We start from the raw sequence: 24,332 nt of genomic DNA, 5'->3' as shown, positions 1-24,332 counted from the left end.
TCACCAGCGCGGCACGCTGCTGTTAACGTCAGCGTTTTGCCCGCGCTGGCGTAACAGGTGATCCATCAGCACTATCGCCATCATCGCTTCCGCAATGGGTACGGCGCGAATGCCCACGCAGGGATCGTGCCGCCCTTTGGTGATCATCTCTACCTCCTCGCCCGTGCGGGTGATGGTGTTACCCGGTACGGTAATGCTGGAGGTCGGTTTCATCGCCAGATTGGCGCTGATGGTCTGCCCGCTGCTGATGCCGCCGAGGATGCCGCCGGCGTGGTTGCTCTGAAAGCCATCTGTGCGGATTTCGTCGCGATGTTCGCTGCCGCGCTGGTTGACGACGGCAAAGCCATCCCCAATCTCCACGCCTTTAACGGCGTTGATGCTCATCAGCGCATGCGCCAGATCGGCATCAAGACGATCAAACACCGGCTCACCGAGGCCTGGTGGGACGTTTTCCGCCATGACGGTGACTTTTGCGCCAATAGAGTCGCCCTCTTTCTTCAGAGCGCGCATCAGCGTATCCAGCGCCTCCAGCTTGCTGGCGTCCGGGCAGAAAAACGGGTTCTCTTCCACGATGCTCCAGTCTTTCAGCTCACAGGCGACGTCGCCAATCTGCGCCAGATAACCCCGCACCACAACACCGTGCTGCTGCTGCAGATATTTTTTGGCGATAGCACCGGCGGCCACGCGCATGGCGGTTTCGCGCGCTGAGGAGCGTCCGCCACCGCGATAGTCGCGCAGACCATATTTCTGCTCGTAGGTGTAGTCCGCGTGGCCAGGCCGGAACAGATCTTTGATTGCGCCGTAATCCTGCGAACGCTGATCGGTATTCTCAATTAACAGGCCGATAGAGGTGCCAGTGGTCACCCCTTCAAACACACCAGACAAAATTTTCACCTGATCCGGCTCGCGACGCTGGGTGGTATAGCGCGAGGTGCCGGGACGGCGGCGGTCGAGATCGTGCTGGATATCGGCTTCGGTCAGCGGAATACCGGGTGGCACGCCGTCAACGATGCAGCCCAGCGCAAGACCGTGCGACTCGCCAAACGTGGTAACGCGAAAAAGTTGTCCAATGCTGTTTCCGGCCATGATGGCTCCTTGTTGCCATAGTGCGGGCGCTCAGGCGCGCCGCAAATTAATCTTTAAAAAAGGAGAAATGGTGCTGTGCTGCAACGATCTGCTCGCGCGTCAGCATAAAGACGCCGTCGCCACCGTTATCAAACTCCAGCCAGGTAAACGGCACGTCAGGATATTGCTCGATCATATGCACCATGCTGTTACCGACTTCGCAAATCAGCACGCCCTGTTCGCTCAGATAGTCAGGCGCACAGGCGAGAATGCGGCGTACCAGCTTCAGGCCATCGCTGCCGGCTGCCAGACCAAGTTCCGGTTCGTGATGATATTCGCCAGGCAGATCGCCCATATCTTCCGCGTCAACGTAAGGCGGATTGGTGACGATCAGGTCATATTTAACCGGTGGCAGGTTGCGGAACAGATCGGCGCGAATCGGCGTCACGTGATGCAGCAGGCCATGCTCTTCGATGTTTTGCTCCGCCACGGCCAGCGCATCGTGGGAGATATCCACTGCATCCACTTCCGCTTCAGGAAACGCATAGGCGCAGGCGATAGCGATGCAGCCGCTGCCGGTGCACATATCCAGAATATGCTGCGGCTGGCTGGCGAGCAGACCGGCAAAACGGTTTTCAATCAGCTCACCAATCGGTGAACGCGGGACCAGCACTCGCTCATCAACATAAAACTCATGTCCGCAGAACCAGGCTTTGTTGGTCAGATAAGCGACCGGAATACGCTCATTCACGCGGCGGATGACCCGCTCAACAATACGATGCCGTTCACTGGCAGTCAGGCGCGCATGGCGCATATCTTCAGGAATATCGAGCGGCAGCCACAGCGTGGGCAGAACCAGTTGGACCGCTTCGTCCCAGGGATTATCCGTGCCGTGGCCGTACCAGATGCCAGCCGCCGAAAAACGGCTGACGGCCCAGCGCAGCATATCCTGAATAGTGTGCAGTTCGTTTACTGCCTCATCGACGAAAATCTTGTCCACGTAGCCCTCCGCAGGCCATAAAATCAATCGGCCGATAGTTTGCCATGAAGCGGACCAGAATTCAGCGCAGCGAGGCGAAAAAGCTGACATTTGTCAGCGCTTAGCGGTAAGGTATCAGCCCGGTAAACTGCAACGTTGAAAGAATTTTCCCGCCATGAGTAAAAAGACGCCGCTGAACGACGACGATCAGGCGCTGTTTCGTCAGTTAATGACCGGGACGCGTAAGCTGAAACAGGACACTATCGTACATAAACCTGCGGTAAAAACCCGGGAAGTACCGCTGAAACGTCTGCTTTCCGAGCAGGCTGACAACAGCCACTATTTTTCCGACGAGTTTCAGCCGCTGCTCTCCAGCGACGGCCCGGTGCGCTATGTACGCGCTGACGTCAGCCACTATGAACTGAAGAAGCTGCGTCGTGGTGACTATACGCCGGAAATATTTCTCGACCTGCACGGACTGACGCAGATGCAGGCGAAGCAGGAGCTGGGTGCGCTGATCGCCGCCTGCCGCCGCGAACACATTTTTTGCGCCAGCGTCATGACCGGCCACGGAAAACATATTCTTAAACAGCAGACGCCACTTTGGCTGGCGCAGCACCCGCATGTGATGGCTTTTCACCAGGCACCTAAACTGTTCGGCGGCGACGCCGCATTACTGGTGCTGATTGAGGTAGAAGAGTGGCAACCGCCTGAATTGCCTTAGCAGATGAGGTTACAGGTTGCAGCAAGGCGGCAAGTAAATGAATCCCCGGGAGCTTACATCAGTAAGTGACCGGGGTGAAAGCACGCAGCCAGTGCGGCTGCAGCCTGAACACACAAATTCCCCGAAATAATTCAGGTTGCAGCAAGGCGGCAAGTAAATGAATCCCGGGAGCTTACATCAGTAAGTGACCGGGGTGAAAGCACGCAGCCAACGCTGCTGCGGCCTGAAGTATGAAGGGGAATCAGATAGCTTTAGCCAGCCTGGCCGGACTCACCTGCCACAAAAGTTTGCCCTCGCACTCATCAGCGTTAAAATCGATACAGGCGATAGCCGACGTAGCGAACATAGGCGGCGTTTCCTGCGGGCACAGCTCAGAAACCAGGTATCCTACCAGCGGCAGATGCGAAATCACCAGCACGGCTTTCACCCCCTGCAGCGCCAGCGCATGCAAATGCATTGCGACCTGTCCCGGGTCACCACCCGGCGTCAGTTCAGGGAGAACTTCCTGATTTTGCGGCAAATCCAGTGCCTCGCGCACCGTGGCGAGCGTCTGCCCGGCACGGAGATAGGGGCTGACCAGCACCCTTCCGATATCCGGCGCCTGGTTGTTAAGCCAGCTCGCCATCTGACGTGATTCGTTACAGCCGCACAGCGTAAGGGGACGAGCAGAATCGCTCGCGGCTTCCAGAGCTGCATCGCCATGACGCATGATAAAAACTTGCATAAAGCACCGCTGTTGTTGGTCGATATCGCCCGGTACCGCAGCACCAGACGCTTCATTCTGCGAATGAAGGCTGTGTTTTACCCCAATGCCTTCAGTATAGTCAACCGGTTGCTCATTAAATAAGCGCCCGCTAAAACGCTACCGGCTGACGTATCGTGCGCCTGCTGTGCTAAGCGGCTGAATCTGCACTGCTCTTACCGAACGTGATTAAATGTAAAAATGCGCGTCCTGTTCTGCCCGCTTCAGCAACGCCTCGCACGGGGTAAAGCGATCGCCGTACTGCTGTGCGAGTGCCGTCAGTTTCTGCACCAGCGCAGCGCTGCCGTAGCGATCCATATAGCGGAACGGTCCGCCAAGGAAAGGCGGAAAACCGATGCCGAATACGGCAGCAATGTCACCATCGCGTGCCGAACGGATCACCGATTCATCCAGGCAACGCGCAGCCTCATTCAACAGCATCAGCATGCAGCGTTCAGCAATCTGCTGTTCACTCTGACGTGCCTCCGGCTTGATAGCGAGCAGCGTATAGAGGCTGTGATCCGCTTTACGCGCGCCGGGCCAGCGCCTCTTCTCATAGCGATAAAACCCTTTGCGGTTTTTTCGTCCTTTACGATCGTCAGCGAGAATGGCATCAACCGCAGCCTGCGGTGCAGCAAAGCGCGCGCCATACGCCTGCTCAAGCAGCGGACTGATTTTGCTGCCTGTGTCGATGCCCACTTCATCAAGCAGCTGCAATGGCCCTACCGGGAAACCCGCTTTTACCAGCGCCTGGTCGATGTGTTCAACCGGTTCACCTTCCAGCAGACAGCGTAATGCTTCATTAATATAAGGCGCGAGAATGCGGTTTACGTAAAAACCCGGACGATCCGCCACCACTACCGCGGTTTTCCCCTGCTTTTGCGCCAGCCGCAGCGAGGTAGCCAGCGTTTCAGCTGACGTCGCGGCGTGCGGGATCACTTCCACCAGCGGCATTTTATCTGCCGGACTGAAGTAGTGCAGCCCGATGATGTTTTGCGGCCGCTGTGCCTGCGCGGCAATATCGCCGATAGCGAGCGAAGACGTATTCGAAGCAAAAATGGTGTCGGGCTGGCAGTGCTGTTCAATTTCCGCCACCATCTGCTGCTTCAGCGCGAGATCTTCAAATACCGCTTCAATAATCACATCGCGCTGGCTGAAGCCCTGATAGTCGGTGCCGCCGCTGATGCGCGCCATCTGCTGCTGCCGCTCCGCCGGTTTCAGCTGACGCCACCTGACTTTCTTCGTGAGCAGATCCCAGCTGTAGCGCAGTGCGTGATTGACCCCGCTGAGCTGGATATCTTTGATGCGCACCGGCAGTCCCGCCTTCAGCGCCGTCACGCTGGCGATCCCGCCGCCCATTAGCCCCCCGCCCAGCACACCCACCTGCTGCAGCGTGCGCGCCTCCCCCTCTGTCGCGGCTGCTTTTTTCAGCGCGGTGGACGCGAAAAACAGGCTGCGCAGCGCCGCAGACTCTGGCGTCAGCGCCAGTTCGCCAAACGCCTGCGCCTCGGCCTCATGTCCTGCCTGACTGCCCTGCTCCAGCCCGGTGCGCACCACCTGCAAAATACGCGCAGTCGCCGGGTAGTTGCCGTGCGTTTTTTTATCCGTCTGGCGCTTTGCCAGCGCAAACAGCAGCGGCCGGCCTACGATGCTCTGTGTAAAACGTGCCCGCTGTGGCAGAGGACGCGCTGCGCCTTTTCCTTTATGTACGCGCGCCACTGCTGTTGCCAGCAAAATAGCGTGCGGCACGGCATCATCCACCAGGCCCAGCTTAAGCGCCTGCCGGGCACGCAGTGCTTTACCGCTCAGCATCAGCGACAGCGCCTGCTCCGCCCCGATCAGCTGAGGCAGCCGCTGCGTACCGCCGGAACCGGGCAGCAGGCCCAGCTGCACTTCTGGCAACCCGAGGCGGGTTTTCTCATCCAGCGAACAGATGCGGGCGTCGCACGCCAGCGCCAGCTCCAGCCCTCCGCCCAGACAGGCACCGTGAATTGCCGCCACCACCGGAAACGGCAGCGCGGCGATTTCCGCCATCACGTCCTGGCCCTGCTTTGCCAGCGCCTGAGCTTCAGCGGGTGAATCACAGCGGTCAATCATGCTGATATCGGCACCCGCAATAAAATTGTCCGCTTTACCGGAAATCAGTATCAGACCTGCCAGCTGCGGATGCTGACGGGCTGCGGCTATGACCGCACGGATCTCCGCAGCAAACTCAGCGCGCAGGGTATTCATTTTTTCACCCGGCACATCAATGGTGATCACACCAACATGATCCGGACGCAGGGTTAATTCAAACGCGGTATTCTGCATTATTCAGCCTCCAGAACCATTGCGGCACCTAAGCCTCCCGCTGCACAGGCGGTGACCAGCCCCAGCCCGCCGCCGCGACGCCGCAGCTCATGCAGCGTCTGGGTTATCATGCGTGCACCGGTGGCGGCAAACGGATGCCCGTAGGCGATGGAGCCGCCCAGCACATTAAAACGGGCGTCATCAACCTCACCCAGTGCCTGTGGCCGGTTGAGTACCTCACGCGCAAAGCGGTCATCGCTGAACAGTTTCAGGTTGGCTAACGTCTGCGCGGCAAAGGCTTCATGCATATCAATCAGCATTAAGTCATTCAGCGTAACGCCCGCGCGATCCAGCGCCAGCGGCGAGGCGTAAGCCGGCCCCAGCAGCATATCGGTATGCACACCAATAGCGGTAAATGCGTAGCTGCGCAGGTAGCCCAGCGGCGCAATCCCCAGTTCGCGGGCGCGCCCTTCACGCATCAGGATAAGCGCTGCCGCGCCGTCGGTCAGCGGCGTGCTGTTTGCCGCGGTGACCGAGCCATGACGCCGGTCAAAAGCGGGCCGCAGTCTGGCGTAATCTGCCGCGCTGGCGTTAAAACGGATGGTGTTATCCTGCTCAACCGGCGCTTTCCACGGCGGCACAAAGGCGGGCATCACTTCCTGCTGCAGTACGCCGCTTTGCCAGGCCTGCGCGGCACGCTGGTGTGAGCGCAGCGCCAGCGCGTCCTGCTGCTCACGCGTGATGCCGTACGTTTTAGCCATCTGTTCAGCCGTATCCCCCATGCGCAGACCGGTTGAATACTCTGCTACAGCAGGTGGCACCGGCAGCAGATCGCGCGGGCGCAGACGCCGCAGGATCTGCAACTTTTTAGGTAAGGTTCGCGCCCGGTTAAGATCCACCAGCGCGCGCGCCAGCGTTTTACTGACGCCAATCGGTAATACGGAGGAGGAGTCGGCGCCGCCGGCAATACCCGCATCAATGGTGCCCGCCATCAGGCTTTCAGCAAGGTTAGCGACGGCCTGAAAGCTGGTCGCACAGGCGCGACTGACGCTGTAGGCGTCCGTGTGTACGCTCAGCCCGCTGCTCAGCACAATTTCGCGCGCAATATTTGGCGCTTCAGGCATTTGTACCACCTGGCCAAACACCAGCTGATCGATGACTTCAACCGGCAGTTCGCTGCGCACCAGCAGTTCGCTGACCACCATACGCCCCAGCTCCAGCGCCGGAATGCCGTGAAAATCGCTCGCCTGACGGGCAAAAGGCGTACGCAGCCCGTGAGTAATCGCGATACGTTCGCCCTGACGCGTCAGCAATGGCTGCGCTCTGCTCATTATTTTCCCCTGTAACCGACGATCTGACACCATTGCCAGACAGGTCTGACCTGATCGTCAGTGTTAACCATCCGGCGACTGCGCGCCAATAGCAAAGAGAAAAAAGTGCGAGGAAAAACACGAAAATGGCAATTCGCCGTCGCTGGCCGACGGCGGCAGGATCAACGCAGGGCGAGCTGAAAAATCAGCGCTTCAGCCTGACAGGCAAAGGTAAATTCAGCGTTCAGGCGTATGCCATCCGGCTCTGAGATAAAATGCGATGCTATCTGACAGGGTTCAGAAGCGGTGTGCTGTGCTTTCTCCGTCAGCGCGGCCAGCTTCGCTTCGGCAGCCTGGCGATCGGGAAACAGTGCTGACCAGCGGGCGCTGCAGTCACTGTTATCAATCACGATACCTGTATCCACACAGCAGCAGGCTGCGGTCTCGCGGGTTCTGCAGTTATTAATGGTATGACTCATGAAGTTTCTCCGGCTAAAAAGCGGGCGCTGTTGGGGTGATTTTCTGTCAGAAAGTGTACGCCTGCGGGCCGTTTTCCTCTATGATTGCGTCGCTAAGTGACGAATATCACAATAAAATTTGATCCAAAACAAATCTGAGCCGGTATGCTGACGGCGCAGCATAAAGAAATTGTTAAGCAGATCTGATTTTATCGATCAAGTCTGTAATATTTGAAAAACATTATTGCAACTTACACACAGGTCAGACCTATACTCGTCGCACTGGTCTGATATGTCTGTTTAGTCTCAGTCCCTACAATCCGCCGTCCTTTGTTACGCGACGTGACAACGTTTAATAATAATTTTGATGAGGTTGTGGTCATGAACCATAAGAACCTGTTTGCAAAGTCAGCTGTGGCAGCTGCAGTGGCGCTCGTCTCCTCCCAGGTTTACGCCGCAGGCTTTCAACTTAACGAATTCTCAGCAATTGGATTAGGTCGCGCTTATTCAGGTGAAGGCGCGATGGGTGACACAGCAGCATCGGCCAGTCGCAACCCCGCCACCATGGCGCTGATGGAGAGCCCGATGTTCTCGATCGGCGCGGTCTATATCGATCCTGAAGTGGATATCAGTGGCCGCAGCCCGCTAACCGGCAACAGCCTGGATGCCAATAACATTGCGCCTAATCAGTGGGTGCCCAATATTCACTACGTTCAGCCACTTACCGATCGGTGGTGGGTGGGCGCGTCAGCAACGTCAAACTATGGCCTGGCCACAGAGTTTAACAACGGTTATGCCGCAGGGGGCTACGGCGGCAAAACCGACCTGATGACCGCCAACCTTAATCTCAGCACCGCGTATCGGCTGAACGAGCATCTGAGCGTGGGCGTTGGTTTTGATGCGGTTTACGCCCGTGCCAAAATCGAGCGTTATGCCGGTGAAGCCGGCCCGGCAGTGGGCTTCCCGTCAGACCTGCAGGTCGCGCACCTCAAAGGCAATGAGTGGGGCTATGGCTGGAACGCCGGCGTGCTGTATGAAGTGGATAAAAATAACCGTTTCGGCTTTACCTATCGCTCTGAGGTAAAAGTCGACTTTGACGGCAACTATAAAAATGATATTCCGGCGGCGTTTGGCGGTACCGGCGGCTCAACGGTGCCCGGCTACCTGACACTGAACCTGCCGGAAATGTGGGAAGTGTCCGGCTGGCATAAAGTTGCGCCACAGTGGGCAGTGCACTACAGCCTTGCCTACACCAGCTGGAGCCAGTTCCAGGAGCTGAAAGCGACCGGCAGCCGTGGTCAGACGCTGTTCCAGAAAGATGAAAGCTTTAAAGATGCCTATCGCATTGCGCTGGGTACGACCTACTTCTATGACGATCGCTGGACCTTCCGTACCGGTATCGCCTTCGATGACAGCCCGGTTCCGGCCGATAAACGTTCTATCTCTATTCCGGACCAGGATCGCCTGTGGCTGAGTGCCGGTGCGTCTTACGCCTTTACGCCTGAAGCGTCAGTGGATGTCGGCGTGTCTTATATGCATGGTCAGCACGTTACCGTTAATGAAGCCCCTTATACCTTTAACTCTGAAGGCAAAGCCTGGCTCTACGGTGCGAGCTTTAACTATAAGTTCTGATGACTGCAGTTGCATAAATAAGAAGGGCAACCCGGTGGGTTGCCCTTTTTTTTACGGCGCGTCGATATCCTGCAAATCATTCTGTATCGCGCTGGCGTTTGGATTCTCTTCCGGCTTCAGCTTGCCGCCGCTGGCCAGGAAATCGTTACGCTGGAAATAGGCATTGCGGATAAAGGAGTAAGGATCCTGCTGCTGTTTCAGCAGCCCGTCGGAGTCCAGCAGCTGAGCACGTGTCTCCACCCCTTCCAGCGCCCATTTACCGATCGACATCGGCCAGGTGAGCCAGCTGAGTACCGGATAGAGCGTATCCACATAGTCACCGCCATCCTGCCGTACGGTGAAGCTGCCGTAGCCTGGCAGTACGACATACGGGCCGTAGCCAACGCCATAACGTCCCAGCGTGCTGCCAAAGCGATGCGGTACCTCGCGCGCCAGCACCGGATTCGCTTTGCCTGCAACATCGATAAAACCGCCCAGACCCAGCACGGTATTCAGGAAGAAACGCGTGAAGTGGATCCCGGCCTGACGCGGCTCGCCCACCAGAATAGCGTTAACCATACTGGCTGGTTCATTCAGGTTACCCAGAAAATTGCTGACGCCGGTACGTGCCGGTACCGGCACATAATCGCGCCAGGCTACCGCCACCGGGCGCACCACCCAGGGATCAAGTACGTTGTAATTAAAGTTAAACATCGTACGGTTAAACCCTTCCAGCGGATCGCTGCGCTGCGCCGGGGCGGCATCATCTGCCGGTTTTGAGCTGGCGCATCCCACCAGAAGTAAACTGGCCAGTGCCAGACTGGTCAGGCGGTTATTCATGTTCTTCTCCCTGTGCGGATAATAAATGTAGCGCTTCAGGGCTGCTGCTGATTAATCTCAACAGTCAGCGGCTGGTGACCCTCCCACGAGGTAATAGCACTGATCCCGAACCAGTCCCCGGCCTGAGGATTTGCGCTGCCGTCGCGGGCAATGCGCACTCTGACCTGAACCTGATGCTGCGCCGAAAGCAGGCGATCGGGCATCATAGCGTTGCTGTCATCCAGCGTAAGCGATAGCGGAAAGTGGCTAAGCGGCAGGCGCTTAACGGCCACGGGCACCGGTGAAACACCGTCAGATACAGAAATATACAACACTCCGTCCGGCGGCAACATTTTTTCTGCCTGCGGCGACAGCTTTACCGTCAGGCTCAGCGCGACCGCCTGCTGTCCGGCATCGGTTTTTGCCTGTTCAATGCTGCGCTGAATCAGCGTGATGCGCGGATCGCCGGCAGGCAGTAATGCCAGCATGGCGCGCCACGCATCGATCGCCTCAGTATAGTTCTGCTGCCCGGACGCGTTGAATGCCAGCAGGCTAAGCGTGCGAAGATTCGCGCTGTCGCGCTTCAGCAGCGCATGCAGCAGCAGTCCCGCCTGCCGGTTATCCTGCGGATCGCCGGAGCGTGTCAGGACTTCCGCATAATCCTGCTGCAGTTCCAGGTTGCCGGGTGCGCGCTGCAGGGCGCGCTCAAACGCCTGCCCGGCCGCAGTCGCATTGTTCAGCACCATACCAAGCCGCCCCAGCATCGCCCACTCATCGGCGCTGCCGCTTGTCTGCTGCAGCGCCGTGCGCAGGCCCAGCTGCAGGCGCGCCAGCTCCTCCATCGTCAGCGGCTTTGCAGCCGGGTCCATTACGCGCGCGCGCAGCGCCGGATAGTCACGCTGAACGGCGAGCCAGCCCGCGAGCTGTGCGTAGCCGCCGGTTTGCAGATAGACCCCGGTTGTCACCAGCAGCAGCAGGATCACGCCCGGCAGCAGGATCCAGCGGCTGCTCTGCCGCGCCGGGAGAGTCTGCCCGTCGGGTACGTCCGTCAGCAGCATCTGCTGCAGATCGCGCTCCATCTCCGCCCGGTTGGCTACCACGCCTTCCGTTTCATCACGCTGCAGCTCGCGCAGGCGCTGCTGGTAAAAGGCGGTGTTAAGACGGTCGCGTTCGTCAGCATGGTATTCACGCTGGCGCCATCCCGCAGCCAAAAACAGCGCCATCGCAGCCGTCAGTAAAATTATCAGAATCGTGCAAAATGCGGTCATTACGGCTTCCCGTTACGTTCCAGAATCGCCGCCAGGCGCTGTTGTTCATCATCATTCAGTTCACCCGGCTCACGCACGCGGCGGTTACGCCGCAGGATCACCCCGCCACCCAGCAGCACAAACAGCGCCGGACCGGCCCATAAAATCAGCGTCGAGGGGGTAAGCGGTGGATCGTAAGAGACAAAGTGACCGTAACGCGCCACCATGTAATCCACTATCTGCTGCCGGCTCTTGCCCTGCTGCATCAGCTCATAGACTTTCAGGCGCATATCAGCGGCAATCATGGCGTTTGAATCTGCGATGCTGTTGTTCTGGCATTTCGGGCAGCGCAGCGAGGCGGTGATCGCACGATACTGATCCTCCTGCTGCAGCGAGGCAAACTGCAGGGTATCCGTGGTGGCCTGCACGCTGAGCGCAAGGAGCAGCCCCGTCAGGGCGAGAAGCAGCCTGCTCATGATCCTGCCTCACGGCTATATTTTTCCCACAGCGGTTTAACTTCCTGATTCCAGACGCGCTCGTTCATATCGCCGGCGTGGCGGTAACGGATAATACCGTGGCCGTCGATCAGAAAGGTTTCCGGCGCACCATACACACCGAGATCGAGTCCCAGCATGCCGTTGCCATCATAGAGGCTCAGGGCGTAGGGGTTGCCCAGCGTATTAAGCCAGTTTATCGCTTTGGTACGATCATCTTTATAGTTGAGACCGACCACGCGTACGCCCTGCTCTGCCAGCTGGTTCAGATAGTGATGCTCAGCGCGGCAGGTCGGACACCAGGTCGCCCAGACGTTGAGCAGCAGCGGCTGGCCATCGGTAAGGATCTGCTGGCTGTAGATTTTGCCCGGCTTATCCAGCGCTTCCAGTCTGAACTGCGGCACCGGCTTGCCCGTCAGGGCTGACTCCAGCCGGGAGGGATCGTCACCCTGCGCATTGCGCGACAGCTGCCACAGCAGCGCCGCCGCCAGCAGCAGAAACAGCACCAGGGGAATAAAAAGAATTTTTTTGTTCATGCCCGCTCCTCACGCGCAACTTTTTTCCGCGCGCGATAACGCGGATCCAGCAGGCAGAGCAGGCCGCCTGCCGCCATAAACAGTCCCCCAAACCAGATCCAGCGGACAAAGGGTTTATAGTAGAGGCGCACAGCCCAGGCACCGTTATCCAGCTCTTCACCGAGCGCCGCATAGAGATCGCGGGTAAACCCGCCGCTGATCGCCGCTTCGGTCATCATGGTGCGCGCCGCGGTATAAAAGCGTTTTTCCGCCCGCAGTTCAGCTTCCGGTTTGCCATCACGGGTCACGTCAATGATCGCCACGCCGCCGCTGTAGTTAGGGCCCTGCAGGTTATGCACGTCGCGGAATACAAAGTGGTAGCGATGAATATCGATGCTGTCGCCCGCCTTCATCCGTACATCGCGCTCAACGCTGTACTGGGTGCTGAATGCGATGCCCACCACCGTTACCGCCACGCCCAGATGCCCCAGCACCATGCCCCAGTGGCTGCGCGACAGATGACGCAATCCTTTCAGCAGGCTATGCCGGTGCGTCGCGCGCTCATGCAGCTCCATCAGCGTCAGCAGCGTGACCCAGATGGCCATCAGCAGGCCGGTTACCGTCATCGCTTCGATACGATCTTCCAGCAGCCACGGCAGCAGAACAGAAAGCAGCAGCGTGACCACCAGCCCGGCGCTCAGCCGCTTCCACAGTTTCTGCGGCTCATCGCGCCGCCAGCGTACCAGCGGACCAATACCGAGCAGCAGCGCAAACGGCGCCATCAGCCAGCTAAACAGGGTATTAAAGAAGGGTTCTCCCACTGAAATACTGCCCAGCCCCAGCTGCTTATGCACCAGCGGCAGCAGCGTACCGAGCAGCACCACCAGCATTGCCGCAATCAGCAGCACGTTATTGCCCAGCAGAAACGATTCCCGCGACCAGATTTCGCTTTGCACGCGGCTGCGTACCTGCCCGCCGCGCAGCGCATAGAGCAGCAGCGAGCTGCCAATCACGATGATCAGAAAAGCGAGAATAAACATCCCGCGCGCCGGATCGGAGGCAAAGGCATGCACCGAAACCAGCACCCCGGACCGCACCAGAAAGGTGCCGAGCAGGCTGAGCGAGAACGTCGCGATCGCCAGCAGCACGGTCCAGGCTTTAAAGCTGCCGCGCTTTTCTGTAACCGCCAGCGAGTGCATCAGCGCGGTTCCGGCCAGCCACGGCATAAATGAAGCGTTTTCCACCGGGTCCCAGAACCACCAGCCGCCCCAGCCCAGCTCATAATAGGCCCACGCCGATCCCAGCACGATACCCACCGTAAGGAAGACCCACGCGGCGGTGGTCCAGGGTCGCGACCAGCGCGCCCAGGCGGTATCCAGTCGCCCGGTCATCAGCGAGGCGATGGCAAAGGCAAACGCCACCGAGAAACCGACATAGCCCATATAAAGCAGCGGCGGATGGAAAATCAGGCCGATATCCTGCAGCATCGGATTGAGATCGCGTCCGTCGACAGGGAAGTCAGGCAGCGTGCGGGCAAACGGATTGGAGGTCAGCAGGATAAACAGCAGAAAGCCGGCATTAATGATCCCCATTACCGCCAGCACGCGCGCCAGCGCATCGCGCGGCATCTCACGGCTGAAAATCGCTACCGCCAGCGACCAGCTGCTGAGCAGCAGTACCCACAGCAGCAGCGAGCCTTCATGCGCCCCCCAGGTTGCGGCGATGCGATAGTAGACCGGCAGCAGCGTATTCGAGTTAGTCGCAACATACGCGACGGTGAAATCGTTCACCACAAACGCGTGCACCAGCACCATAAAGGCGGCGGCAATGCTTAAAAACATGCCCCAGGTCAGCGGTCGTGCGAGGGCCATCAGCCGCGCATCCTGACGCGCGGCCCCCCACAGCGGATAAAGACTCAGCAGCAGCGCCAGGCCCAGCGCCAGGCAGAGCAGAAAGGTTCCGATTTCCGGCATCATGGCTGATTACCCGCCGGCTGATAGCGCGCTGCCGCGCCGGTATGGTTTTTATTCATCGCGTCCTGAATTTCCGGCGGCGTATATTTTTCATCGTGCTTTGCCAGCACTTCCCGGGCGCTGATGACATTACCTGCCTGCAGCACTCCCTGCGCCACGACCCCCTGCCCTTCACGGAACAGATCGGGCAGGATGCCGTTATAGCTGACGCTGACCACGCCTCGGGCGTCATAAAGGCTAAAGGTCACCGCCAGCGATTGCGGATCGCGCTTTACGCTGCCAGGCATGACCATACCGCCCACGCGCAGGCGCTGTCCCGCTTCCGGCTTCAGCTGCGCGTCGCCTTTGCCATTGATAATCTCACCTGGCGTATAGAACAGATCGATGTTTGAGCGCAGGGCATACATCACCAGGGCGGTCGCCAGGCCAAGGCCGGTCAGAATAGCCAGCACCACCAAAAGACGGTTACGACGACGGATATTCATCCTGCCTCCCCGGCAGCGTGCGCGCGCTGTTTAGTCTGTGCCGCACGCACACGCTGTTCCCGCACCTGACGCTGACGGATCTCCGCCAGCAAACGACGACGCTGCAGCAGCGTATGCAGCACCAGACCCAGCAGCGGGATCAGGGTGCAGGCCACCGACAGCCAGACAAAAAAGGCGTAGCCGCCCATGGCAAAGAATTCACTCCAGGAGGAGAAGGCCGGACTCATGCTTTTTCCCCCTGCTGCGCCAGCGCGATAGCCCACGGACGATGCCGTTCAGTCAGTAAAATCAAATTACGCAGCCGCATCAGCGTCAGCGTGATAAACAGCAGCAGATAGCCGAGAATTGACCAGCGCAGCGGCGTGCGCATAGCGGGATCGATCGCCTGCTGCAGCAGACCGGATGAGCCCTGATGCAGCGTGTTCCACCACTGTACGGAAAAATGAATGATCGGCAGGTTCACCACGCCGACGAGGATCAGGATACCGGCGGCGCGGCCCGCTGTGCGGCGATCGTCAAAGGCGAGCCAGAGTGCCATCGCGCCCATATAAAGGAACAGCAGCACCAGCTCTGAGGTGAGGCGCGCATCCCAGATCCACCAGGTTCCCCACATCGGCTTGCCCCACGCAGAGCCGGTGACCAGTGCAATAAAGGTAAACGCAGCGCCCACCGGCGCCATGGCGGCGGCGGCCAGGTCAGCCATTTTCAGCTGCCATACCAGACCGGTGAAGGCGGCAATCGCCATGGAGGCGTAGATCCCCATTGACCACATGGCAGCGGGTACGTGCAGGTACATAATCCGGAAGCTGTTGCCCTGCTGATAATCAGCCGGTGCGAAGCCAACCCCCCATCCCCAGCCAAGCAGCAGCGCGCCGGCTGCGGCAATCGCCATGCCAGGAATAAGGCGCCCGCATAGCTGATAAAGGCGCTCCGGCCTTGCCCACTGATGTATCCATTTCCACATTTGCATTGCTCACACTTAATAATAAAGACGGAATGGCTTCTCTGAGGAAGCGCATTACTGCAGGCTGATTCGCAGCGCCGCCGCGGTGGCAAACGGCGAGAGCGTCGCACTCACCGTCAGCATCGCACCCAGAACTGCCAGATAGCCGCCAACTGGCAGCCCCTGCCCGGCGGCATCGATAGCCGCACTGGCAAAAATCAGCACCGGAATGGTCAGCGGCAGCACCAGCAGGCTGAGCAGCACGCCGCCGCGCCGTAATCCCGTTGTCAGACCGGTGCCGATAGCACCAAGAAAGCTCAGCGTCGGCGTACCCAGCAGCAGCGTCAGCGCCAGCGCGCGCCAGCCTGCCATGTCCAGCGACAGCAGCAGGGCCGCCAGCGGCGACAGCAGGATCAGCGGCAGGCCGGTGACCAGCCAGTGTGCGATCACTTTACCCAGCACCGTGACCGGTAGCGGCGCCGGCAACAGCAGCAGCTGCTCCAGCGATCCATCAAGGAAATCGTCGCGGAACAGGCGCTCCAGCGCCAGCAGCGAAGCCAGCAGAGCGGCGACCCAGACCACGCCGGGCGCAATACGCGCCAGCTGCTGCGGTTCCGGCCCGATGCCGAGCGGAAACAGCGTAATGACAATCAGAAAGAACCACAGCGGATTGATCACTTCAGCCCCGCTGCGAAACGCAATTTTCAGTTCACGCCGGATAATACGCAGCAGCATTATTGCCACTCCCCGCTCAGGCGTATTTTACGTAGCGCGGCGGCGGGCAGCTCCTGGTGCGTGGTGAGGATCACCGCCCCGCCCTGACTGGCGTGCTGATTAAAGCGTGCCATCAGTGTTTCCACGCCAGCTTTATCGATCGCAGTCAGCGGTTCATCCAGGATCCACAGTCGGGCTGAACTGAGCCAGAGGCGTGCCAGCGCGACGCGCCGCTGCTGCCCGGCAGAAAGCTGCGCCACCGGTACCTCTTCATAGCCGGTCAGGCTGACCTGCTCCAGTGCTGCATACAGCGCCGCCTGGCTGCTGTCGCCGTGCCAGAAACGCAGATTTTCCAGCGGGGAGAGTACCGCTTTTACGCCAGGCTGATGGCCAAGATAGAGCAGGTTTTGTTGCCATATTTCACGCTGTCGCTGCAGCGTTTCGCCCTGCCAGCGCACTTCGCCCTCTTCTGCCCGGCTTAGACCGGCCAGCAGACGCAGCAGTGAGGTTTTGCCGGCACCGTTCGGCCCTTCTATCTGCACGAGGTCACCCGGCCGGACATGGAAGCTCAGCCCATGAAACAGCATTCGCTCATCGCGAACGCATGAGAGATTAATGACGTCGAACATAGAGGGGCGCATCACCGCAAAAAATGAGGCGGCGATAATATCACACTGTTGCAGTCCGCCGAAGAGTGTGACTGTGCTCTCATTTCGCTCCACGCACCTGTTTACGGTCTTTAAATCCGAAAACTGTGTAAAAAAGCGGCGCGGTTAAAATTTTGTTACGCTTAAAGAAACTCTTCGTAACATTTCAGGCTTGCTAAAACCGTCTACGCTTATTACGCATTGGCACTATCACCAGGAGCAAACATGAAGCCATCGCCATCACATGCTGAACACGACAATGACGTAGACAGCGAAGAAAAAGAGCAAGGCACTGAGATTGAAGTTGATGAAGAGGCCCTGCCCTCGCGGGCAGCGGCGATTCATGAAGAGATACGGCAGGATGGAGAGAAAGAGTTAGAGCGTGACGGCATGGCGCTGCTGTGGTCAGCCATCGCCGCAGGCCTCTCAATGGGCGCGTCGCTGATGGCGAAAGGGATTTTTCAGGTTCACCTTGAAGGGGTCCCCGGCGCCTTTCTGCTGGAGAACCTCGGCTACACCTTTGGCTTTGTGATTGTGATCCTCGCGCGGCAGCAGCTGTTTACCGAGAACACCGTGACAGCGGTGCTGCCGGTTATGCACAAGCCCACCGGCAGCAATTTTATGCTGCTGCTGCGCCTGTGGGGGCTGGTGCTGCTGGGCAATCTGATTGGTACCGGGCTGGCGGCGCTGGCCTTTAACTACATGCCCATTTTTGATGAGGCGACGCGCCAGGCGTTCACGGCCATCAGTGAAAAGGTGATGGAAAACACGCCGGGCGAGATGTTCGCGAATGCCGTGATCTCCGGCTGGATCATCGCCACCATGGTCTGGATGATCCCGCATGCGGAAAATGCCAAACTGCTGATCATCATTATGATGACGTGGCTGGTGGCGCTGGGCGATCTGGCGCATATCGTGGTCGGATCAGTCGAGGTGCTCTATCTGGTCTTTGCGGGCACGGTGCCGTGGCAGGAGTTTTTCTGGCCATTTGCGCTGCCCACGCTGCTCGGTAACATCACCGGCGGCACGCTGATTTTTGCCCTGATCAGCCATGCGCAGATCCGCAACGACATGAGCGAAGAGGCGAAAGCGAAGGCGCGGGCGGATCAAAAACGCCGCGAGAAAGCAGAAGAGAAGAACGCTGCCGGAGAGCAGACGGAGTAACCCGCTCCCCGGGCGCGGCGCTGCTGACAGAATGAGCAATCACGCCGCGCCCGGTTAACATCCGGAACGCATCCGGGTATACTGCGCTCCGGATGTCTCCTTAGTTAAATGGATATAACGAGCCCCTCCTAAGGGCTAGTTGCAGGTTCGATTCCTGCAGGGGACGCCATATCCCCCTCATCCTGCAAATCCATACCGGCAAATTTCGACAGCTGCTGACTGATGCTGTTTTCTTTGTAGCAGGTGACCAGTAGCGCCTGGGTGGCACGTGTAAAGGCCACATACAGCGCCGGAATAGCCTCAGACTCATCTTCAGCCCCTTTATGAACAAATGAAGCATTGATCACGGCAACGTAAGGGAACTCCAGCCCTTTGCTGCTCTGAAAGGTCAGAAGATGTACCACATCCTCCCGATGCGAATAGCGTTTTTTGTCTTCTGTCGTAAAGCTCACGGCGGCAGGGATCGCATGCTGCTTCAGCAGATCGATGAGTCTGTCTGCTGAAAAATGCGTGGGACACAGTACCGCCATGTCGCCCCAGCGGCCTGCAGACGCATATTTTTCTCTCAGCCATGCCACAACGCGACGCGCTTCATCTGTTGCAGACTGACACTGTTCGATATCGGGAATGTCGCTGTTTTCTTCGCCGCAGGCTTCCGGCAGTACCAGCGGAAGCTCCTGATTATGATGCCGGTCAAAGTAGTCGCGTGAAAAAGCATAGGCAAAATTGAGGATGCGCCGCGGATTGCGATAGTTTACCCGAAGGATAGAGGTACGCCCCTGCGCCTGGATGCCCACGCTTGCCAGCGAGAAGTTCAGCGCTTTTTCACGCCGGTACAGAGACTGGGCATCATCGTACATCAGCAGCAGCGAGCGGCGGGTGTTATCAAACAGCCGGGCAATCAGTGAAAGCCAGCGCCGGTCGAAATCATGCCCTTCGTCCACCAGCACCGCATCGTACCCCGCATCCCCGACGGTGCCGCTGTTAACCGCATTTTCCAGCGCCGCGAAGCAGTTATCATAATAGCGCCCTTCCCCGCTCATATTCAGCTTAAAGGTCCGGGCGGCCGTCGCGCACCAGTCATGAAAATGATAGACGTGTACTTTATCCGATAGCCCTCTGGCCGCGATGCACTCACGGATATAGTTAGCCAGAATGATATTAAAACAGAGTACCAGTACAGGGCGCGTGGTGGTCTCGGAAAGATATAAACAGCGGTAGAGTAAGATCAGCGTTTTACCGGAACCGGCCACGCCATGTATGACACGATGCCCTTCGCCAAGATTACGCGCCAGCACCTCCTGCTGCAGATCCATTACCCGGTAAATATTACTGCGCTTATTTTTTACCGTAATAGCGATCTCCGGAAAAAGATGCCGGCGCAGTATATCCCGCATAGCGGGTGTTATTGCGGGTCTGAAACGGGTAGTAAACAGTCCGGAAATTTTAGCGCGAAACGCAGAAACAGAGACAGACTCTGTCATTTCATCCTGACAAATCGTCAGCGCCTGCGGAAATATAGATTCAACCACGCCATCGGCTGAAAGTGATGTCAGTTGCTGGCGGGTAATATTGGTAAACACCACACCATAGGCCCAGGCCATATTCAGCTTTCCTTTATACAGGCCTGTTTTCTGCTGCAGTTTCGGATCCTGAGATAACTGTTCGACGGTTGCACAGGCATACTCTCTGACCTGCAGCAGCGGATTTTGCGCCTGCGTTTCGCCCTGGGCGTTTCTCAGCGTCACCCGCTGCGGATCCGCATGCTGCAATGTATTTAGCTTCCAGTCTTTGACCTCAAGGAAAATCAGTCCGTTGTCGGGATCGATAATAACAAAGTCAGGATGCCGGTACTGGCGTCCAACCGGAATGTCATACCAGATAAGGCAATCGTCGCCGAGATGCGATTCAAGCCGCTGGGCGACGCGTCGCTCTCCGTGCGTCATTCGCCCTGAACACAGCGTCAGGGAGGTCATTAATTTCGCCATAAAACAGTATCCATGTATATAAAGTACATCAGCGCAACACAACGATAACACCGCTATTAAAAGTTTAGAATACGATGTTATGCCGTTTTACCCTGTGCCGGTTTATTACGCTGCTGTTATTCTGATAATGGCGGGTCAGAAATATATTTATTCTGAGGGTAATAACGCCTCTGATTTACCGGGCATTCCGCGGCCTTTTCCGGCAGGCGGGAAAATGCGGGCAGGAGTGGTATGATTTACGCTAAATGATGCCGCTGGCATCTGAACCCTCCCCCGTTTCCGGAGCGCACCATGAAACATGAGATTGATCTGAAGTATTACGATATCGCTGACACTTACGCTGAAGAGTGTGAAAAACCGGTGAGTGAAGCCGAGCGCGACCCGCTGGCGCACTACTTCCAGCTGCTGATCACCCGCCTGAATAACCATCAGGAGATCAGTGAAGAAGCGCAGCATGAGATGGCGCGCGAGGCGGGAATTGCTGACGCGCGCATTGATGATGTGGCGAACTTCCTGAACGAATGGGGCAACGAGTAAACGATGTTAACAGGCTGTCTGAAGGCAGACAGCCTGCTCACCGTGGCGTTGATTACTTACGTGCATCCAGCAGCTGCTGCGCATTATCCGCAGTGACCGTGGTCCACGGAATGTAGTAGTGTTTTTTCGTGCCGCCGTCCCAGGCGAGATCTTTGGCATACTGCTGCCAGATGTCAGACTGCGGCTGATAGCCTGCGCCTTTTACTGCGCGCAGCGCGACATCAATGGCGCCCTGCATCTGGCCTTTCGCATCCTGCAGAATAGAGACCATTTCACCCGCCTGAACGGCATGAATTGCATCAGACACGCCATCCACACCGGCAATCGCGAAATCGTTAACGTTCAGACCCGCGCCTTTAATCGCTTCAATAGCACCCAGCGCCATCTCATCGTTTTGGCCGATCACACCGTTGATTTTACCGCGATGCTTCTGCAGCCAGTTCTCCATCAGCGGCTGTGCCTCTGCGCGTGACCAGTTGGCTGTTTTTCTCTCCAGTACGGTAACCTGTCCCGGACCACACTCCGCTATCGCTTTGTCATTGCCTTTGCCGCGCTGGATCTCACCGCTGCCGCCCTTCGGTCCTTCGATGATGACGACATTGACCTTTTTGGTTTTGCACTGCAGCTTATCCAGAACCGCTTTGGCCTCCAGATAGCCGCCCAGCTCATCATTAGAGACCACTTCTGACGTCATCTCTTCCGTGTTCAGACGGGCGTTGGTGACCACCACCGGAATTTTGGCTTCGTTAGCATTGGTCACAATATCGATGTTGGCTTCATAGTCCATCGGGTTCACGATAATGGCGTCTGCGCGCGTCTGGATAGCGGTCGCCGCCTGGTCATTCTGCACCGACGCATCATAACGACCATCGTAAAAGGTGAGTACAGCTTCGCCGCTTTTTACTGCCGGATGCGCTTTACCGTAGCGCTCCATCAGCTGAACGAATTCCGCCTTATTGCCATACATCAGCACAGCGATTTTTACGGGGGCAGCCTGCGCTATGCTAATCGCGCCCAGCGTCAGGGCTGAAGTTAACAGAGCGATAGATCTTATTTTCATTGTTCTCTCCTGGCAGGGTTTATCTATTCAGAGGTTAATCGCGCTGTTGTTTACGCGACGGGTCGAGCAGTACAGCCACTACAATCAGGGCGCCTTTAATAATCTGCTGGTAGTAAGACTGCACCCCCAGCAAATCCAGGCCGTTATTCATTACGCCGATGATCAGCACACCAAAAAAGGTGCCAACAAGCGTACCGACACCGCCAGCCATACTGGTGCCGCCAATCACTACCGCAGCAATCGCATCGAGTTCATAGCCTGCGCCCGCGTTAGTCTGTGCCGATCCGGTGCGTGCGGTGAGGATCAGCCCGGCGATCCCGGCCAGCGCGGCGCACAGGGTGTAAACCATGACTTTTATGCCCACGACGCTGATGCCTGACGTACGGGCACTTTTCGGGTTGCCGCCAACGGCATAGACGTAGCGCCCGAGTAAGGTTTTATTGAGCAGCAGCCAGGCGAGGCCAAACAGCACAACAAAGATAATGACCGGTACGGGTATGCCGGCCATGTAGCCATTGCCGAGCCAGCGAAAATCACTGTTAAGCTGTGAAACCGGGTTGCCGCCGGTGGTCAGCATCGTGAGGCCGCGGGCAGCAGAGAGCATGCCCATAGTGACGATAAACGGCTGCAGGCGGTAACGCGCCAGCACGGTACCGTTGATCAGGCCACAGACAATGCCAATGCCTAACGCGACAATCATCGGGACCATCACGGCATGCGCCGTATCGCCGATTGCCATGCCGCTGTTGTTAGTGGCAAAACGCGCAGCAACAATGCCGCTCAGCGCCAGCACCGATCCCACCGACAGGTCGACGCCGGCGGTGATAATTACAAAGGTCATACCGATCGCTAAAATGCCGTTGATAGAGACCTGGCGCAGCACAATCAGCATATTTTCATTACTGAGAAAATAGTTGCTGCTCCAGGCGCCATTAGCGACCTGCAGCTCGCCGACGGCTGCCACAATCAGGCAAAGCACAAAAAACGCGATGATGATGCCGTATTTGTGCATACGTCTTTTATTGCGTGTAAAAAATGAGATGCCGGAAGGCATGGAATGTGTGGTGTTCATAACGTTGTCTCTCTGTTAAACCGCCAGCTTCATCAGTTCACTCTGCGTTGCCTGAGCCGCACTTAATTCTCCCGCCAGCTGCCCGTCGCGGAACACCAGAATGCGATCGCTCATGCCGATGATTTCCGACAGCTCTGAGGAGACCATTACGATCCCCTTGTTTTTCAATGCAAACTCAGACATAAAGCGGTAAATCTCTTTCTTTGCACCGACATCAATACCCCGGGTAGGCTCATCCAGCAGCAGTACCTCCGGATTGAGTAACGCCCAGCGCCCCAGCACGACTTTTTGCTGATTGCCGCCGCTGAGATTGCCCACCAGCTGTTCGGCATCCGGCGTTCGGACGTTAAAGCGTTTGATCATCTCCAGGCTGCGCGCCTGCTCCTGCTTCTCACTGATAAAGCCGGCGCGGGAGATGGCGCCAAATGAGGCGATGTTGATGTTTTCCCGAATCGAACGACAGAGCACCAGGCCGGTCGCTTTGCGATCTTCAGTGACATAAGCGATGCCGTGCCGGATCGATTCTTTCGGTGAATGGCGACCCAGTACTACCTCGCCCAGCCGGATGGTGCCGCTGTCTGCGTGTTCAATACCAAACAGCAAATCGAGAAACTCGCTGCGCCCGGAGCCGACCAGCCCGTAGATGCCGAGGATTTCGCCCCGCTTCAGGTGCAGGCTGATATCGTTGATTTTGTTACGCCAGCGCAGGTTTTTTACCTCCATCATCACCTCATCGCCCGGCTGATTGAACTTGGCAAACTCACTCTCATATTCTCCGCCAATGATCTGTTCAATCAGCTGTTCACGCGTGATGTCGGCCAGCATGCCCTCCTGCACCCAGGCGCCATCGCGAAAGATGGTATAGCTGTCGGCAATCTGAAAAATCTCAGAGAGGCGGTGGGAGACATAAATAATGCCTTTGCCCTTTTGCGCCAGCCGGGCGAGAGTCTGAAAGATTTTTTGCGCATCCTCTTCGCCAATCGCTGAAGTCGGTTCATCCATGATGATGATGTCAGCATTCGCGTGAGAGAGCGCTTTGGCGATCTCCACCAGCTGCTGCCCGGCAACGCTGAGGTTACGCATTTTTTCGGTAGCAGAGATGTCAAAATCGAGCTCCTCCAGCAGCACGCGGGTGCGCTGATTGAGCGTGGCAAAGTCAACAAAACCAAACCGGCGCGGTTCGCGTCCCAGCCAGATATTCTCGGCCACCGTCAGGTCCGGAATCGCGCTTAGCTCCTGCTGCACAATCGCGATACCGGCAGCCAGCGCGTCGCGCGGATGGGCAAAGCTGCAGCGCCTGCCGCGGATAAAAATCTCTCCGGCATCGGGCTGGATAAACCCCATCAGGATGCTGAGAAAGGTCGATTTTCCGGCACCGTTGCCGCCGCACAGCGCATGAATTGACCCGGGGCGCAGCGCAAACTCCGCGTTTTTCAGCGCCACAACCGGGCCAAACGCTTTGCGGATCCCCGTAACCTCCAGCAGCATCTCCTGGT

The 24,332-nt window shown here is 57.7% G+C and carries 24 protein-coding genes and 1 tRNA gene; 5 read left to right on the top strand and 20 right to left on the bottom strand.

What is annotated here, in order from left to right:
* Window positions 1–1,086 (bottom strand): chorismate synthase, encoded by a 1,086-nt coding sequence (gene aroC / locus BBA90_RS08805; RefSeq protein WP_065648800.1) that lies wholly within the window; start codon window positions 1,084–1,086, stop codon window positions 1–3.
* Between the two features lie 46 nt (window positions 1,087–1,132).
* A complete protein-coding gene (gene prmB / locus BBA90_RS08800) occupies window positions 1,133–2,065 on the bottom strand; it encodes a 50S ribosomal protein L3 N(5)-glutamine methyltransferase (RefSeq protein ID WP_065648799.1) in 933 nt (310 codons plus the stop codon).
* A 154-nt stretch (window positions 2,066–2,219) separates the two neighbouring features.
* Between prmB and smrB the strand changes: the two genes are divergently transcribed.
* On the top strand, window positions 2,220–2,768 hold the full coding sequence (smrB, locus tag BBA90_RS08795) for an endonuclease SmrB (protein ID WP_065648798.1): 549 nt from the start codon (window positions 2,220–2,222) through the stop codon (window positions 2,766–2,768).
* Window positions 2,769–3,009: 241 nt separating this feature from the next.
* Here the strand turns inward: smrB and sixA are convergent, their stop codons facing one another.
* The 4 genes from sixA to BBA90_RS08775 all read right to left on the bottom strand — a co-directional run bounded on the left by sixA (window position 3,010) and on the right by BBA90_RS08775 (window position 7,588).
* Entirely contained in the window at window positions 3,010–3,492 is a 483-nt protein-coding gene (gene sixA, locus BBA90_RS08790) for a phosphohistidine phosphatase SixA (RefSeq protein WP_065648797.1), read from the bottom strand.
* Between the two features lie 207 nt (window positions 3,493–3,699).
* Window positions 3,700–5,820: a fatty acid oxidation complex subunit alpha FadJ gene (gene fadJ, locus BBA90_RS08785; RefSeq protein ID WP_065648796.1), complete on the bottom strand. Its 2,121-nt coding sequence runs from the start codon at window positions 5,818–5,820 to the stop codon at window positions 3,700–3,702.
* Entirely contained in the window at window positions 5,820–7,130 is a 1,311-nt protein-coding gene (gene fadI, locus BBA90_RS08780; RefSeq protein ID WP_065648795.1) for an acetyl-CoA C-acyltransferase FadI, read from the bottom strand. Before fadI ends, fadJ begins: the two co-directional genes overlap by 1 nt.
* A 161-nt stretch (window positions 7,131–7,291) precedes the next feature.
* Window positions 7,292–7,588 (bottom strand): YfcZ/YiiS family protein, encoded by a 297-nt coding sequence (locus BBA90_RS08775; RefSeq protein WP_075050726.1) that lies wholly within the window; start codon window positions 7,586–7,588, stop codon window positions 7,292–7,294.
* 360 nt (window positions 7,589–7,948) lie between these two features.
* On the opposite strand from BBA90_RS08775, the gene fadL reads away from it, so the two are divergent.
* Entirely contained in the window at window positions 7,949–9,199 is a 1,251-nt protein-coding gene (fadL, locus tag BBA90_RS08770; protein WP_065650435.1) for a long-chain fatty acid transporter FadL, read from the top strand.
* 51 nt (window positions 9,200–9,250) lie between these two features.
* Here the strand turns inward: fadL and mlaA are convergent, their stop codons facing one another.
* The 10 genes from mlaA to ccmA are packed head-to-tail and all read right to left on the bottom strand — an operon-like array spanning window position 9,251 to window position 16,997.
* A complete protein-coding gene (mlaA, locus tag BBA90_RS08765; protein WP_065648794.1) occupies window positions 9,251–10,018 on the bottom strand; it encodes a phospholipid-binding lipoprotein MlaA in 768 nt (255 codons plus the stop codon).
* 35 nt (window positions 10,019–10,053) lie between these two features.
* Window positions 10,054–11,265: a c-type cytochrome biogenesis protein CcmI gene (ccmI, locus tag BBA90_RS08760; RefSeq protein WP_065648793.1), complete on the bottom strand. Its 1,212-nt coding sequence runs from the start codon at window positions 11,263–11,265 to the stop codon at window positions 10,054–10,056.
* Window positions 11,265–11,720 (bottom strand): cytochrome c-type biogenesis protein, encoded by a 456-nt coding sequence (locus BBA90_RS08755; RefSeq protein ID WP_065648792.1) that lies wholly within the window; start codon window positions 11,718–11,720, stop codon window positions 11,265–11,267. Before BBA90_RS08755 ends, ccmI begins: the two co-directional genes overlap by 1 nt.
* On the bottom strand, window positions 11,717–12,274 hold the full coding sequence (locus BBA90_RS08750; protein ID WP_065648791.1) for a DsbE family thiol:disulfide interchange protein: 558 nt from the start codon (window positions 12,272–12,274) through the stop codon (window positions 11,717–11,719). The genes BBA90_RS08755 and BBA90_RS08750 overlap by 4 nt, the downstream gene beginning before the upstream one ends.
* Window positions 12,271–14,229: a heme lyase CcmF/NrfE family subunit gene (locus tag BBA90_RS08745; protein WP_065648790.1), complete on the bottom strand. Its 1,959-nt coding sequence runs from the start codon at window positions 14,227–14,229 to the stop codon at window positions 12,271–12,273. The genes BBA90_RS08750 and BBA90_RS08745 overlap by 4 nt, the downstream gene beginning before the upstream one ends.
* Window positions 14,226–14,711 carry a cytochrome c maturation protein CcmE gene (gene ccmE, locus BBA90_RS08740; RefSeq protein WP_065648789.1) on the bottom strand — a complete coding sequence of 162 codons (486 nt, stop codon included), beginning with the start codon at window positions 14,709–14,711 and terminating at the stop codon, window positions 14,226–14,228. The genes BBA90_RS08745 and ccmE overlap by 4 nt, the downstream gene beginning before the upstream one ends.
* A complete protein-coding gene (gene ccmD, locus BBA90_RS08735; RefSeq protein WP_065648788.1) occupies window positions 14,708–14,938 on the bottom strand; it encodes a heme exporter protein CcmD in 231 nt (76 codons plus the stop codon). The genes ccmE and ccmD overlap by 4 nt, the downstream gene beginning before the upstream one ends.
* The gene (locus tag BBA90_RS08730; RefSeq protein ID WP_065648787.1) at window positions 14,935–15,675 is read right to left on the bottom strand and encodes a heme ABC transporter permease; all 741 of its coding nucleotides are present in this window, start codon (window positions 15,673–15,675) and stop codon (window positions 14,935–14,937) included. Before BBA90_RS08730 ends, ccmD begins: the two co-directional genes overlap by 4 nt.
* Window positions 15,676–15,729: 54 nt before the next feature.
* Entirely contained in the window at window positions 15,730–16,389 is a 660-nt protein-coding gene (gene ccmB / locus BBA90_RS08725) for a heme exporter protein CcmB (protein ID WP_065648786.1), read from the bottom strand.
* Window positions 16,389–16,997, bottom strand: a complete 609-nt coding sequence (gene ccmA / locus BBA90_RS08720) for a cytochrome c biogenesis heme-transporting ATPase CcmA (RefSeq protein WP_065650434.1) — start codon at window positions 16,995–16,997, stop codon at window positions 16,389–16,391. Before ccmA ends, ccmB begins: the two co-directional genes overlap by 1 nt.
* Before the next feature lie 243 nt (window positions 16,998–17,240).
* Between ccmA and BBA90_RS08715 the strand changes: the two genes are divergently transcribed.
* Complete coding sequence (locus tag BBA90_RS08715; protein ID WP_065648785.1) at window positions 17,241–18,179, top strand: formate/nitrite transporter family protein; 939 nt, start codon at window positions 17,241–17,243, stop codon at window positions 18,177–18,179.
* Window positions 18,180–18,273: 94 nt separating this feature from the next.
* Window positions 18,274–18,348 (top strand) — tRNA-Arg (locus BBA90_RS08710).
* Here BBA90_RS08710 and BBA90_RS08705 read toward each other — a convergent pair.
* Window positions 18,308–20,167, bottom strand: coding sequence for a DEAD/DEAH box helicase (locus BBA90_RS08705; RefSeq protein ID WP_075050761.1), 1,860 nt, complete (start codon window positions 20,165–20,167; stop codon window positions 18,308–18,310). The two genes, BBA90_RS08710 and BBA90_RS08705, sit on opposite strands and share 41 nt — an antisense overlap.
* A 291-nt stretch (window positions 20,168–20,458) precedes the next feature.
* On the opposite strand from BBA90_RS08705, the gene BBA90_RS08700 reads away from it, so the two are divergent.
* On the top strand, window positions 20,459–20,704 hold the full coding sequence (locus tag BBA90_RS08700; protein ID WP_065648784.1) for a DUF2543 family protein: 246 nt from the start codon (window positions 20,459–20,461) through the stop codon (window positions 20,702–20,704).
* 52 nt (window positions 20,705–20,756) lie between these two features.
* Here the strand turns inward: BBA90_RS08700 and BBA90_RS08695 are convergent, their stop codons facing one another.
* From BBA90_RS08695 to BBA90_RS08685, 3 genes are read right to left on the bottom strand one after another with little or no spacing between them, the layout of a single operon-like run.
* The gene (locus BBA90_RS08695) at window positions 20,757–21,764 is read right to left on the bottom strand and encodes a substrate-binding domain-containing protein (protein ID WP_065648783.1); all 1,008 of its coding nucleotides are present in this window, start codon (window positions 21,762–21,764) and stop codon (window positions 20,757–20,759) included.
* 34 nt (window positions 21,765–21,798) lie between these two features.
* Window positions 21,799–22,818 carry an ABC transporter permease gene (locus BBA90_RS08690; protein ID WP_412158906.1) on the bottom strand — a complete coding sequence of 340 codons (1,020 nt, stop codon included), beginning with the start codon at window positions 22,816–22,818 and terminating at the stop codon, window positions 21,799–21,801.
* A gap of 33 nt (window positions 22,819–22,851) precedes the next feature.
* Complete coding sequence (locus BBA90_RS08685; RefSeq protein ID WP_065648781.1) at window positions 22,852–24,324, bottom strand: sugar ABC transporter ATP-binding protein; 1,473 nt, start codon at window positions 24,322–24,324, stop codon at window positions 22,852–22,854.
* Window positions 24,325–24,332: the final 8 nt, after the last annotated feature.

Source organism: Pantoea eucrina (genome assembly GCF_001691555.1).
Lineage (GTDB): Bacteria > Pseudomonadota > Gammaproteobacteria > Enterobacterales > Enterobacteriaceae > Pantoea > Pantoea borealis.
Note: the sequence above shows the minus strand (reverse complement) of the source record. Positions and strands in the feature narration are given on the sequence as shown.